Here is a 12,331-nt window from a genome sequence, read left to right as displayed (position 1 = left end):
TCAAGCGACATGGTTGAGCCTGCCGGGTTTCGACAAGCTCAACCACCGAGCCCAGGCGGTAACCCCCGGGGTTTTTGCTCAGCCGCGCAGGCGCTCCATGCCGGGATCGAACAGCGGCTCGGCCGTGACGGTCGCGGCGATGCGCTTCCCGAAGTACTCAACCTCCACCGAGTCCCCAACAGAGACCGACGCCGGCAGCCAGGCGTACGCGATCGGCTTGCGCACCGAATAGCCGTACGCAGCGCTGGTGACGTACCCGGCAGGCTCGCCGTTGACGTACACGGGTTCCTTGCCCAGCACAACGGACGTGCCGTCGTCGACCGTCAGGCACCGCAGCGCCCGCGTGGCGGGCTGCTCTTTGCGTGCGGCCAGCGCCTCCCAACCCACGAAGCCCGTCTTGTCCTTGGCGATCGAGAAGCCCAGGCCGGACTCGTAGGGCTGGTGCTGCGACGTCATGTCCGCGCCCCACAGCCGGTAGCCCTTCTCGAGCCGCATGCTGTTGAACGCGCCGCGCCCGGCCGCGACGATGCCGTGCTCCTGCCCTGCCTCAAACAGAAGGTCCCACAGCTTCAGCCCGTACTCGGCAGTGGTGTACAGCTCCCAGCCAAGCTCACCGACATAGGAGAGCCGCATGGCCGTGACGGGGATGCCGCCCACGGAAATTTCCTTGGTCCGGAAGTACTTCAGGCCGTCGTTGCTGAGGTCGTCCGCGCTGATTTTCCCGATCACCTCGCGGGCCAGCGGTCCCCACAGCCCGATGCAGCACGTGCTGCCGGTGATGTCGGAGACGTGGACCCACTGGGCCGGATCCGCGGCTGACTGCCTCCTGGCTTCGACGCGCAGGTAGTCGAAGTCCACGTTGCTGTTTACACCCAGCTGGAACTGTTCCTCCGCGAGCCGGGCCACCGTCACGTCGCTGCGGATGCCGCCGTCGTCCGCCAGCAGCAGGCAGTACGTAACCGCACCCGGCTTCTTGGCGATATTGCCGGTGCTCAGGCGGTGCAGCAGCGCCTGGGCGCCCGGCCCGTTGACTTCCAGCCGCTTCAGCGGCGTCATGTCGTAAAGCCCGACGGCGGTGCGCGTCCTCCATGCTTCGGCCGCGGAGATGGGGGAATGGAACATCGCCGCCCACTCGTCCCGCTCCGGCGCCTGCCATTCCGCCGGCAGCTCCTCGAGCAGGCCGCGGTTGGCCTCGAACCAGTGCGGACGCTCCCAGCCGGCGGACTCCAGGAAGAACGCCCCGAGTTCCTTCTGCCGCGCGTTGAACGGGCTGACGCGCAGGTCCCGCGGAGATTCCTTGGGCTGCAGCGGGTGCAGGATGTCGTAGATTTCCACGAAGTTCTGCTGCGACGTTTCGCTGACGTACTGGTCGGACGTCTGGACCTTCTCGAAACGGTTGAGCTCGCAGCCGTGCAGGTCCGTGCGGGACTGGCCCTCGATCAGCAGCTCGGCCATCGCCCTGGCCACGCCGGCCGAGTGCGTAACCCAGACCGCCTCGGCAACAAAGAAGCCCCCGACGTCGGGCGACTCGCCCATGAGCGGTCCGCCGTCCGGGGTGAAGGAGAAAATGCCGTTGAAGCCGTCATTGATCTGGGTTGCGTGCAGGGCCGGCAGCAGGTCCTGGCAGTCCTCCCAGACGGGTGCGAAGTCTTCCAGCGTAAAGTCCAGGCGGGAAGGCATACGGTGATCGGACATCTCCTCCGCGCCAACGCGGGGCAGCTGGTCCATGTCCACGGGCATCGGCTTGTGTGCGTAGCTGCCGATGCCGATCCGGCTACCGTGCTCACGGAAGTACAGGTCGCGGTCCTGGTAACGCAGGATGGGCTTGCTGGCCCCGTTGGGAAGATCGTTGAGGCCGCGCAGCTCGTTCAGCGGCGTGGTCTTGACGTACTGGTGCGCCAGCGGCAGCAGCGGGACCTTCAGTCCCACCAGCTTGCCGAGTTCGCGGCCCCAGAAGCCGGCGCAGGACACCACGATGTCCGCCGGGATCACGCCGTCGGCTGTTTCGACGCCGGTGACTTTGCCGCCTGCCTGTTCGATCCCGGTCACGGCGGTGGAGCCGAGCAATGTCACGCCTGCCTGCCGTGCGCGGCTGATCAGCAGCTGGACCGCGCGGGCCGCGAGGGCCAGGCCGTCGCTCGGGACGTAAAGGCCGCCCAGGACGCGGCGCCCGTCGGCAAGTGCGCCGGTGTTCAGCAGCGGGTAGTGCTTCTCGCACTCGTCGGGGTCGATGATCCGGCCTTCGATACCCCAGGAGGTGGCGTAGCCGAGCTTGCGTTTGAGGTCCTGGAGCCGGGCCTCGGTGGTGGCAAGCTCAAGCCCGCCCACCTGGTTGAAGCAGGGCACTCCGTCGGCGCTGAGGGAGAGCAGCTTGTCCACCGTATAGCTGGCGAATTCCGTCATGGTCTTGGACGGGTTGGTCTGGAAGACGAGGCCGGGGGCGTGCGAGGTGGAACCGCCGGCCAGCTCCAGCGGCCCCTGTTCCACAACGGTGATGTTGGTCCAGCCGCGGGTGGCGAGTTCGTCCGCGAGGTTGGTGCCGACGATGCCGGCGCCGATGATGACAACGCGTGGTGATGCGCTCATAAGTGGTTCTCCTGTTTGGCTTGGAGGGTGTTCGCGTTAGCGGAATACGACGGTGCGGGTGTTGTTGAGCAGGACTCGGTGCTGGCAATGCCACTTCACGGCGCGGGACAGGGCCTGCGTTTCGGCGTCCCTACCCACGGTCACCAGGGCTTCGGCATCCAGGCTGTGGTCCACCCGGAAGACCTCCTGCTCGATGATGGGGCCCTCGTCGAGGTCGGGCGTCACGTAGTGCGCCGTTGCCCCGACGAGCTTCACGCCGCGGTCGTAGGCCTGGTGATACGGCTTGGCACCCTTGAAGCCGGGCAGGAACGAATGGTGGATGTTGATGGCCCGGCCGCGCAGGCTGGTGCACAGGTCGTTGGACAGCACCTGCATGTAGCGGGCCAGGACCACCAGGTCCGCGTTGTACTCGGCCACGAGTTCCAGCAGCCGGGCCTCCGCTTCAGGTTTAGTGCCCGCCGTCACCGGGACATGGATGAACGTCAGCCCAGCCGATTCGGCCATGGCGCGCAGGTCCTCGTGGTTGGAAACCACGACGGCGATCTCCGCACCCAGGCTGCCCGCCTGCCAGCGGAAAATCAGGTCGTTCAGGCAGTGCCCGAACTTCGAGACCATCACCAGCAGCCGCTGCGGCCTGCCGTCGTGGATGCTGAAATCCATCCCGAATTCGTGGGCCGTCGGCGCGAACTCTGCGGTGAGGCTCTCCGCGGTGCTGGGGTTCCGCTGGTCGAGCCCGCCCAAACAAGGATCCGGGCGGGCCCGGTCGCCGGCGCCGGAGCCGCCGGTGAAGGCCGTGCGCAGGTACAGATTGCCGCTGACGTGGTCGTCGAACTGCTGGTGCTCCACGATGTCGAAGCCGCGGTCTGCCAGGAAGGCCGTCACGGCCCGGACGATGCCGGGCTGTTCGGGGCAGGACAGGGTGAGGACAAATTCGGCGCGACGGGTTTTGGCGGCGGCCGTCGCGGCACCCGCTACGGCCGTGACGCTGCGCGGGGGGCGGCTTTCAATGATGGTGGTCACGATTGTCTCCTAGAGTGCCGGCGTGGGCTTGGTGGAGCCGCCGGTTGCGGAATGGCTGTCTGGGGCATCGTCGGCCGCGGGGTGACCGTTCGCGTCATCGCCGTTCGTGGCGTCGCCGGGGCACCGTGTGTCGGCTGAACAACGTCCGCCGCACTCATGCCTGGTCACCAGGTCGAACTGGACTCCCCCATGCTGGTCTACGCCCTCGCGGATGGCACGTTCTACCACTGAGTCCGCCAGCCGGCGCCTGAGGGACATTGGGTCCCGGCGCAGGTCCTTGACGAGGGCGAAGCACAGCAGCAGCATGACCAGAACGAACGGCAGCGCCGCCACAATGGTGATGCGTTGTAGACCGGACAGTGCTTCCGAGGGCTCGTCGCCGCCGGCCAGCAGCATGACCGCCGCCACGGCACCGGTGAGGAGGCCCCAGAAAATCACGAGGCCTCGTTTCGGATCGGAGGACCCATTGGAGCTCAGTGACCCCATGATGATCGACGCCGAGTCGGCTCCGGTGATGAAGAAAATGGCCACCAGGACCATGGCCAGGATAATGACCGCCGTGGTCAGCCAGGCAGGCATGGACATGTTCTTTACCAGGTCGAAGAGGGCGCCGTCGAAGGATATGGAAGGCGTTCCGTTAGCCATGGACACCAGGCCGGGCGTGCCCGCCTTGTCCGCTTCCTGCTGGACATGGAAGGCGGTTCCGCCAAAGATTCCGAACCAGATGACGCTGACGATGCTGGGGACCAGCAGGACGCCGGTAACGAACTGGCGGATCGTTCGACCCCGGCTGATCCGGGCGATGAACATGCCGACAAAAGGCGTCCAGGATACCCACCAAGCCCAGTAGAAGATGGTCCAGCCGGACATCCACTTGCGCAACGCCTCGTCACCGACGGCCTCCGTGCGGGAGGACATTTCGGCCAGATCTCTGGCGTAGTCTCCTACTGCGGCGGGGATGAGGTTGAGGATGAACAGGGTTGGCCCGGCGATGAAGACGATGAGCGCCAGGATCACGGCCAGGACCATGTTGATGTTGGACAGCCACTGGATGCCGCGGCTGATGCCGGAGACAGCCGAGGCAACGAAACAGGCCGTCAGGATGGCGACGATAGCCACCAGGACGGGGGTGCCGATTTCGCCGATCCAGCCGTTCGATGTCAGGCCGCTGCCGATCTGCAGTGCACCTAGGCCGAGGGAAGCGGCCGTGCCGAAGAGCGTGGCAAAGATCGCGAGGATGTTGATGAACTTCCCCACAGGCCCTTCCACAGTCCTGATGCCGAACAGCGAAGTAAACGCTGCGGAGATCAGCTGCCTGCGGCCCAGGCGGTAGGTGCCGTAGGCCATGGCAATTCCCACGACGGCGTACATGGCCCAAGGATGGAGGGTCCAGTGAAAGATGGAGGTGGCCATGGCCGTCTGGATGGCTGCGGGAGTACTCCCGTCCACGGTTCCGGGCGGCGGGGAGATGTAGTGGTAGAGCGGCTCCGCTACGCCGTAGAACATCAGGCCGATGCCCATGCCTGCCGCGAACATCATGGAGACCCAGGAGACTGTCTTGAACTCGGGTTTTTCGCCATCCTTGCCCAGTGGGATGTTGCCCCATTTACCAAGGGCCAGCCAGAGGACGAAGACAACAAACAATGATGCCAGGACCATAAAGAGCCAGCCGGTGTACTCCATGACCCAGTTCAGGGCAAGTGTTGAGGTGGCGGACAGGCTATCCCGCCCGAGGAAGCCCCAGGCCACGAACGCCAGGGCGAGGGCGCCGGTGATGCCGAAGGTGGCCTTGTCGAGGGTGAGCTTACGGTTCCGGCGGTTTGTCACCGCCTGTTCGGACCGGGCCTGGCGGAGTTCGTGCATGATCTGCTCGGTGTCCTCGGCCTCGGCGAGCTGATCCTGGACAGTTATCGGAAGGGAGTCTGTGTCAACGCTGATTTCGTTGACCGCGCGGGTGTCGCTGTTCAAAGCCATGAGCAAGTCCTTTTGTTCGGATGCATGGGCTGGTGCTAGACGTGGCCGTCCACTGTCAGGCCGGGGGGAAGGTTGGGGACCTCCGTGGATTCGGTGATCATGATGTCGCCGTCGATCACTGTTACTTCGTGGGAGCGCACCGGCAGCTTGGCCGGCGGCGCGTCGACGCTCCCCGTGCGCAGGTTGAACCTGGAGGCGTGCAGCGGGCATTCCACCCAGCAGTCCTCCACCCAGCCGTCCGCCAGCGAGGCGTCCTGGTGGGTGCACGTGTCGTCGATGGCAAAGAGCTCGCCTTCCTCGGTGTGGAAGACGGCGATAGGCGGCGACGTATTGAGCCGCAGCGCTTCCCCGGGAGCCAATTCACTGAGCGGGCATGCCTTGTGCATGGGTGGACCTCTTATTTCTTCGGGGACCCTTGTGTCTGCCGCGATGGCCGCTAAGTTCCGCATTGAACAACAGCAATCGCAATAAGCAACAGAGTGCTCCAGCTCACAGCGCTTGTCAAGGGTTTTCTCTTCTGTTGCAGGCTCCCGACTTCCTGACATTCCACCCTTGACAGCGACCGTGGCATAGATCACGCTGTTGCATATAGCGATTGTTGTTGCGTAAGAAGCAATTGAAAGAGGCTGTATTGATGCAGACGCTTGCGATTATCGGAGCCTCCCTGGCGGGCCTTTCCGCCGCCCGGGCGGCCCGCGCCCAAGGCTTTACCGGACGGCTGGTCATCATCGGCGATGAACCCCACCGGCCGTACGACCGCCCGCCCCTGTCCAAGGACTTCCTGCTCGGCGCGATCTCGGCAGACGACCTCTTCCTGGAGACCGACGCCGACGAGCTGGCGGCCGAGTGGGTGCTGGGTGCCGAGGCCGTTTCCCTGGATGCGTCGTCCCGGACCATCCACCTTAAGGACGGCCGCACCATACAGTCGGACGGCATCGTGATCGCGACGGGCGCCAGGGCGCGGCGACTGCCCACGCTGGCCGGTCTCAGCAATGTCTTTACGCTCCGCACGCTCGCGGACGCACAGAGCCTTGCCCCCGAGCTGGTGCCCGGAAGCAGGATGGCCGTGATCGGTGCCGGCTTCATCGGCGCCGAAGTTGCCGCAGCCGCCGCGTCGCGGGGCATGGAAGTGACCATGATCGACACCAAGCCCGTGCCGTTCGCCGCGCAGCTCGGAACCGAGATGGGCGGCGTGGTTGCCGGCCTGCACGCCGTCAACGGAGTGGAGCTCATTTCCTCTGCCGTGATCGAGGACTTCTACAGCGGCGAAGGCAACGTCACCGGAATCCGACTGGCCGGAGGACGCTACGTGGCCGCCGACGTCGTCGTGGTTGGCATTGGAGCCGAGCCCAACACCGGCTGGCTGGAGGGCTCCGGCCTGGAGCTGCGCGGCGGCGTGCTGTGCGACGCCATGGGACGGACCGGCATGCCGGGAATCGTGGCCGTGGGCGACTGCGCCGCCTGGTTAGACCAGGCAACGGGCACGCACCGCCGGATTGAACACTGGACCGGCGCCCTGGAGCGTGCCGCCATCGCCGTCGAAGCACTCCTGGATGCCGACGCCGCGCCCCGCCCGGCCAAGCCGCACTATTTCTGGTCCGACCAGTACGGCGTGAAGCTGCAGTTCGCCGGCCGTTCCGCCGGCTACGACCGGGTGGAGATCGAAGTGGGCGACGTCAACGCGCACTGCTGCCTCGCCGTCTACTACCGCGATGATGTCGCTGTGGCGGTCCTCGGCATGAACCAGCCGCGGCTGTTTACCAAGTGGCGACGGAGCCTCGCGGCACCTGCCGCGGCACCCGGCGTGGCAGCACCCGTCCGGCTGGACGTTCCCGGACTCGTGGGGGCCGCCGTCGTGTCCTGAAAACCCTGCTCCGCCGCTACAAACCTGAAACCCCGCGTTATGGCCTGTGTTGTTAGTTGATCTTTGTTCGTTAGGAGGACAAATTGTCTGTTGAGGTAAGTGCCCCGAGTCTGATCCCCACCCTTCCCGGCCACACGTATGTGGATGAGGGCGTGTTCCGCGCAGAGCAGGAGCGGATCTTCGAGCAGATGTGGTTCTGTGCCATCCGCTCGGCCGACCTGGACAAGCCGGGCGCCTGGCGGACCGTCCAGATCGGGCGGGAAAGCGTGCTGATCAGCCGCACCCGCAAGGGCGGGATCCGCGCCTTCTACAACATCTGCCGGCACCGCGGCGTCAAGCTGTGCATGGAGGAGCAGGGTGAAGCGGCGCGCTCATTCCAGTGCCCGTACCACGCCTGGACCTACGATTTCGAGGGCAAGCTCATCGCGGCGCCCAACCTGACCAAGATGCCGGATATCGACCGCGACGAGTACGGCCTGGTGAAGGTCCACATCCGCGAATACCTGGGCTACGTCTGGGTGTGCCTGGCGGACGAGCCGCCGTCTTTCGAAGTGGACGTAATGGGCGCCATCGAGGAGCGGCTCGGCGACCTGAAGGCGATCGAGGGCTATGATGTGGCCAACCTCAGCCTGGGCCGCCGCATCCGCTACGACGTGAAGGCGAACTGGAAGCTCATCATTGAGAACTTCATGGAGTGCTACCACTGCGCCACCATCCACCCGGAACTGACGGAGGTCCTGCCGGAGTTCGCGGACGGCCTGGCTGCGCAGTACTTCGTGGGGCACGGCGCGGAGTTCGGTGAGGACGTCAAGGGCTTCACCATCGATGGCTCCGAGGGGCTCGACCTGATTCCGGGAATCGAGGAGGGCCAGGACCGCCGCTACTACGCCATCACCATCAAGCCCACGGTGTTTGTGAACCTGGTCCCGGACCACGTGATCATCCACCGCATGTTCCCCATGGCCGCGGACCACACCATCGTGGAATGCGACTGGCTGTACCTGCCCAGTGTCGTGGAGAGCGGCAAGGACGTCAGCGCCTCGGTGGAACTGTTCCACCGTGTCAACCAGCAGGACTTCGACGCCTGCGAGCGCTGCCAGCCGGCCATGGGCTCGAAGGTCTACGCCAAGGGCGGCGTCCTGGTGCCGAGCGAGCACCACATCGGAGCGTTCCACGACTGGGTACAGGGGAAGGTTGGGGACGTCGTCCCGCGCGCCTAAGCGAAGCGCCGGGTTGCGGCCCTTCGCCGTCGCTTAGCGCGGAGTACCGCAGCCCGGCTAGAGGCTAGATCACCGGGTCCCGGTGTAGCCCATCTTGGCGCTGATCTGTAGCCCCGCCTGCTTCAGTGCCTCGATGAGTCCGGGCGCCGTTTCCGGATCAAAGCGGAAGGCCGGCCCGGAGATGCTGACTGCACCGATGACCGCCCCCATATGGTTCAACACGGGCACTGACATCGAGTTGAGCCCGATTTCGAATTCCTCCCGCACCACGCCATAGCCGTCACGGGCGACGTCGAGCAGCTGGGTTTCGAGCTCTTTCCGGTTGGTGATGGTCCGCGGAGTCCGGGCCGGCAGCCCGGTCTCCTTCAGGACGCGGTCCCGCTCGTCCGCGGGCAGCGCCGCCAGCAGGACTTTGCCGCTCGACGTCGCGTGCAGCGGTGTCAGGCTGCCCACCCAGTCATACGTTGCCAGCGTTGACGGCCCCATGGCCTGGTCCACGTTGACGGCGTAGTTGGAGCGCAGGACCGCGAGGTTCACCGTCTCCTTGAATTCGTCCGCCAGGCCTTCCAGCACTGGCCGGGCTTCGCGGACCAGGCTGAGCCGGCCGGGGATGGAGCTTGCCAGCCGGAGTATGCCGAAGCCCAGCTGGTACTTTCCCCGCTCGCTGTTCTGGTGGACCATTTCCCGGCTTACCAACGAACCCAGCAGCCGGGAGACAGTGGATTTGTGGATGCCCATCTCTTCGGCGATGTCGCTCACGCCGGCGTGGCCGTCGCGGGCCAGGATCTCCAGGACCGCTAGGGCCCGGTCCACGGACTGGACGCCGCCGTGCTGGCCTGAGTCCGCATCGGCGTCGGGATCTCGGTCATTGTTGGATGCCATGGTCCATACTCTCAAGTAGTTTGCGGCTTGGCGAAATCAGCGCAGGCCGTTGCTGTGGGCCATCGCGATGGCTTCGGTGCGGGACGAGGCGCCCACCTTCCGGTATATGTTGCGGAGGTGGAACTTCACCGTGTTTTCGCTGATGTGCAGTTTCGCGGCGATGGCACGGTTCCGCTGGCCTGATGCCAGCAGCTGAAGGACCTCCAGTTCGCGGTTCCCGAGCTTCCAGTCGGAGACGTCGGCCAGCTGCCTCGCCGGCGGGTCGAGCGGGATGGACACGGCGACGTCGGCGCCCCAGCCGGGCATCACGTCCACCGACATGGTGCCGTCCAGGGCTTCGACGCGCCGGGTTAGGCGGGCCATGGAAGGCGTCGCCGCGGACAGTTCGCCGGGACCGTCGTCGCGGACGTTGACCAGGAGGTTCTCGCCGTCGCAATCCCACTGCGTGCGGATCCGGCGGACTCCGGCCTGGTCCATCATGGCCAGGACCAGCCCGCGGACGATCGCCCTGGCAGCATGGGCCACTTCGCCGGGCAGGGCGCGGCCGTTGACGGGAGGCTCGATGAACTGGACGTCGATGCCGCTGAAGTTCACCAGTGGCTTGAGGTCCTCGCGGAGACGCTGGAACGCGGTGGCGACGGGTTCCTCCACGAGTTCCGTGGTGCGGTCGCTGAGCGTGCGTAGCGCTACGAGTGCCCGCGCGGCGACGTCGGTGGCGGACTTCCGCGCCAAGTCGTCACTCAGCGCAGGCGATCTCAGCGCGGCAAGCACGGTTTCCAAGGTGGTGGAGTGGCGGTCCACCAGTTCGGCGGTCACCCTTAAGCGTTCGGCCGACGCCGCGCGGGATTCAATCAGGTACGACGGCGGCGCATCGGCCACCTTTTCACGGATCCGCTCGGCGGCCAGGGTCCAGAGATAGCGGACGAGCCGCTCTGCCTCCTGGCCGGCGGGGTCCGGTACGGGCTGCGGATCGGCGAGGACGAGCAGCGCGTTGCTGGGTGAGGACAGGGCAAGGACAGGACGCACCTCCCCGCCGATCAGCGCCTCTCCGCTCCAGGACTCGCCGTTCGGGCATTCTCGGACCAGTAGCGCCCGGATGTGGTCCAGTTCGGCGATGGAAACCCTGCTGATGATGGCTTCGTCGCCGGCCTTCTTCTGGGGCCGTCCAGTGCAGTCCTCGGTGAAGATGACTAGGGCGCTGCTACCGAGATAGGGAAGGGTGGCCTCCCGCAGCCGCTGCGCGATGGTGGCCAGCGGGGCGGCGGACAGCGCGGTGATGGCTTCGAGCAGGACTCCATAAGACGTATCCACCTGCCCAGTTTACGGGTGCACTGGACGCCGCCTACCCGTTTGGGTGGGCAGGACTGTCCGATGATGGCGTTGGCCCAACTCAACGGACGGGACAGGATGGAGGAGTCGCAAACGAAGGAGGCTGCCGCCAATGAGTGTCACCGCAGAAACCAGTCCAGCCGGCCTGACCGGAACGTCCAAGGCTTTTGACCGGAACCGGGCTCTGGTCCTGGGCGAGATCAGTGCAGTGTCAGGGCGCGTTGACCCGGCGCAGGTCGCAGCCCTCGTCACCGAGCTGAGGCTGGCCGACAGGATCTTCGTGACCGGCGCCGGACGCAGCGGCCTTGTCCTGAAGATGGCGGCCATGCGGCTCATGCATCTCGGCCTGACGGTGCACGTCGTCGGTGAGACCACGGCACCCGCCATCCGCACCGGCGACCTGCTGCTGGCAGCTTCCGGCTCCGGAAGCACCGCAAGCGTTGTCACGGCGGCGGAAACCGCGGCCGCGCGAGGTGCCCGGGTGGCTGCCTACACCACAAGCTCCGGTTCCCCGCTCGCGGCCGTTGCTATCGCCGTCGTACTTATCCCCGCCGCCCAAAAGACTGACCACGGCTCGGCGGTGTCCCGGCAATATTCGGGCAGCCTCTTTGAGCAGGTGCTGTTCACCACCACCGAGGCGGTGTTCCAAAGCCTCTGGGACGAGGATGCTGCGTCACCGGAAGACCTCTGGCAGCGCCACGCGAACCTCGAATAGCCCGCACCGGCCCACCTTTCTCCACCGAAATCCGTCCCCACCCGAAAGAAGAACCCACATGAAACTGCAAGTAGCCATGGACGTCCTGACCGTCGAAGCCGCCCTCGACCTCGCCGGCAAGGTTGCCGAATACGTTGACATCATTGAGCTCGGAACGCCGCTGGTGAAGAACGCCGGACTGTCCGCCGTTACCGCCGTCAAGACCGCCCACCCGGACAAGATCGTCTTCGCCGACCTTAAGACCATGGACGCCGGCGAACTCGAGGCTGACATCGCGTTCAGCGCGGGTGCAGACCTGGTGTCAGTCCTCGGCGGCGCCGACGATTCCACCATCGCCGGCGCGGTCAAGGCAGCGAAGGCCCACAACAAGGGCATCGTTGTGGACCTGATCGGCGTGGCGGACAAGGTGACCCGCGCCAGGGAAGCCCGCGCCCTCGGAGCCAAGTTCATCGAGTTCCACGCCGGACTGGACGAGCAGGCCAAACCGGGCTACAACCTGGACGTGCTCCTCCGCGCCGGGGAGGAAGCGCGCGTGCCGTTCTCCGTGGCCGGCGGAGTGAACATCTCCACTATCGAAGCCGTGCAGCGCGCCGGGGCGGATGTAGCCGTCGTCGGCGGGTCCATCTACAGCGCCGACGACCCCGCCCTGGCAGCGAAGGAGCTGCGCGCCGCCATCATCTAGCCCTCCAGAACGCTCTCTCACTTAACGCAGGAATTTAGGGAACGCTCTCTCAACCGGTG

At 65.8% G+C, this 12,331-nt stretch carries 10 protein-coding genes; 4 read left to right on the top strand and 6 right to left on the bottom strand.

Going from position 1 to position 12,331, the window contains the following annotated elements; translation table 11 throughout:
- Window positions 1-78: 78 nt before the first annotated feature.
- The 4 genes from NG698_RS09375 to NG698_RS09360 all read right to left on the bottom strand — a co-directional run bounded on the left by NG698_RS09375 (window position 79) and on the right by NG698_RS09360 (window position 5,966).
- Window positions 79-2,586 carry a GcvT family protein gene (locus NG698_RS09375; RefSeq protein WP_252609417.1) on the bottom strand — a complete coding sequence of 836 codons (2,508 nt, stop codon included), beginning with the start codon at window positions 2,584-2,586 and terminating at the stop codon, window positions 79-81.
- 36 nt (window positions 2,587-2,622) lie between these two features.
- Window positions 2,623-3,606: a formyltetrahydrofolate deformylase gene (purU, locus tag NG698_RS09370; protein ID WP_252609415.1), complete on the bottom strand. Its 984-nt coding sequence runs from the start codon at window positions 3,604-3,606 to the stop codon at window positions 2,623-2,625.
- 9 nt (window positions 3,607-3,615) lie between these two features.
- A complete protein-coding gene (locus NG698_RS09365) occupies window positions 3,616-5,469 on the bottom strand; it encodes a BCCT family transporter (RefSeq protein WP_252609451.1) in 1,854 nt (617 codons plus the stop codon).
- Between the two features lie 146 nt (window positions 5,470-5,615).
- Entirely contained in the window at window positions 5,616-5,966 is a 351-nt protein-coding gene (locus NG698_RS09360) for a bifunctional 3-phenylpropionate/cinnamic acid dioxygenase ferredoxin subunit (protein WP_104060247.1), read from the bottom strand.
- Between the two features lie 248 nt (window positions 5,967-6,214).
- On the opposite strand from NG698_RS09360, the gene NG698_RS09355 reads away from it, so the two are divergent.
- Together NG698_RS09355 and NG698_RS09350 are read left to right on the top strand one after the other, a co-directional pair.
- Entirely contained in the window at window positions 6,215-7,444 is a 1,230-nt protein-coding gene (locus tag NG698_RS09355; RefSeq protein WP_252602938.1) for an NAD(P)/FAD-dependent oxidoreductase, read from the top strand.
- Window positions 7,445-7,527: 83 nt separating this feature from the next.
- Entirely contained in the window at window positions 7,528-8,664 is a 1,137-nt protein-coding gene (locus NG698_RS09350; RefSeq protein WP_252602940.1) for an aromatic ring-hydroxylating oxygenase subunit alpha, read from the top strand.
- Window positions 8,665-8,733: 69 nt separating this feature from the next.
- Here NG698_RS09350 and NG698_RS09345 read toward each other — a convergent pair whose 3' ends face one another.
- Both NG698_RS09345 and NG698_RS09340 read right to left on the bottom strand, forming a co-directional pair.
- On the bottom strand, window positions 8,734-9,546 hold the full coding sequence (locus NG698_RS09345; RefSeq protein ID WP_252602942.1) for an IclR family transcriptional regulator: 813 nt from the start codon (window positions 9,544-9,546) through the stop codon (window positions 8,734-8,736).
- Between the two features lie 36 nt (window positions 9,547-9,582).
- Window positions 9,583-10,857, bottom strand: a complete 1,275-nt coding sequence (locus NG698_RS09340; protein ID WP_252602944.1) for a helix-turn-helix transcriptional regulator — start codon at window positions 10,855-10,857, stop codon at window positions 9,583-9,585.
- Between the two features lie 130 nt (window positions 10,858-10,987).
- Here NG698_RS09340 and hxlB point away from each other — a divergent pair, with 130 nt between their 5' ends.
- The gene (gene hxlB / locus NG698_RS09335; protein WP_252602946.1) at window positions 10,988-11,590 is read left to right on the top strand and encodes a 6-phospho-3-hexuloisomerase; all 603 of its coding nucleotides are present in this window, start codon (window positions 10,988-10,990) and stop codon (window positions 11,588-11,590) included.
- Window positions 11,591-11,648: 58 nt separating this feature from the next.
- On the top strand, window positions 11,649-12,272 hold the full coding sequence (gene hxlA, locus NG698_RS09330; RefSeq protein ID WP_252602949.1) for a 3-hexulose-6-phosphate synthase: 624 nt from the start codon (window positions 11,649-11,651) through the stop codon (window positions 12,270-12,272).
- Window positions 12,273-12,331: the final 59 nt, after the last annotated feature.

The organism is Pseudarthrobacter raffinosi, assembly GCF_023913735.1.
Lineage (GTDB): Bacteria > Actinomycetota > Actinomycetes > Actinomycetales > Micrococcaceae > Arthrobacter > Arthrobacter raffinosi.
The sequence above is the reverse complement of the archived record's forward strand: the minus strand, read 5'-3'. Positions and strand labels throughout refer to the sequence as shown.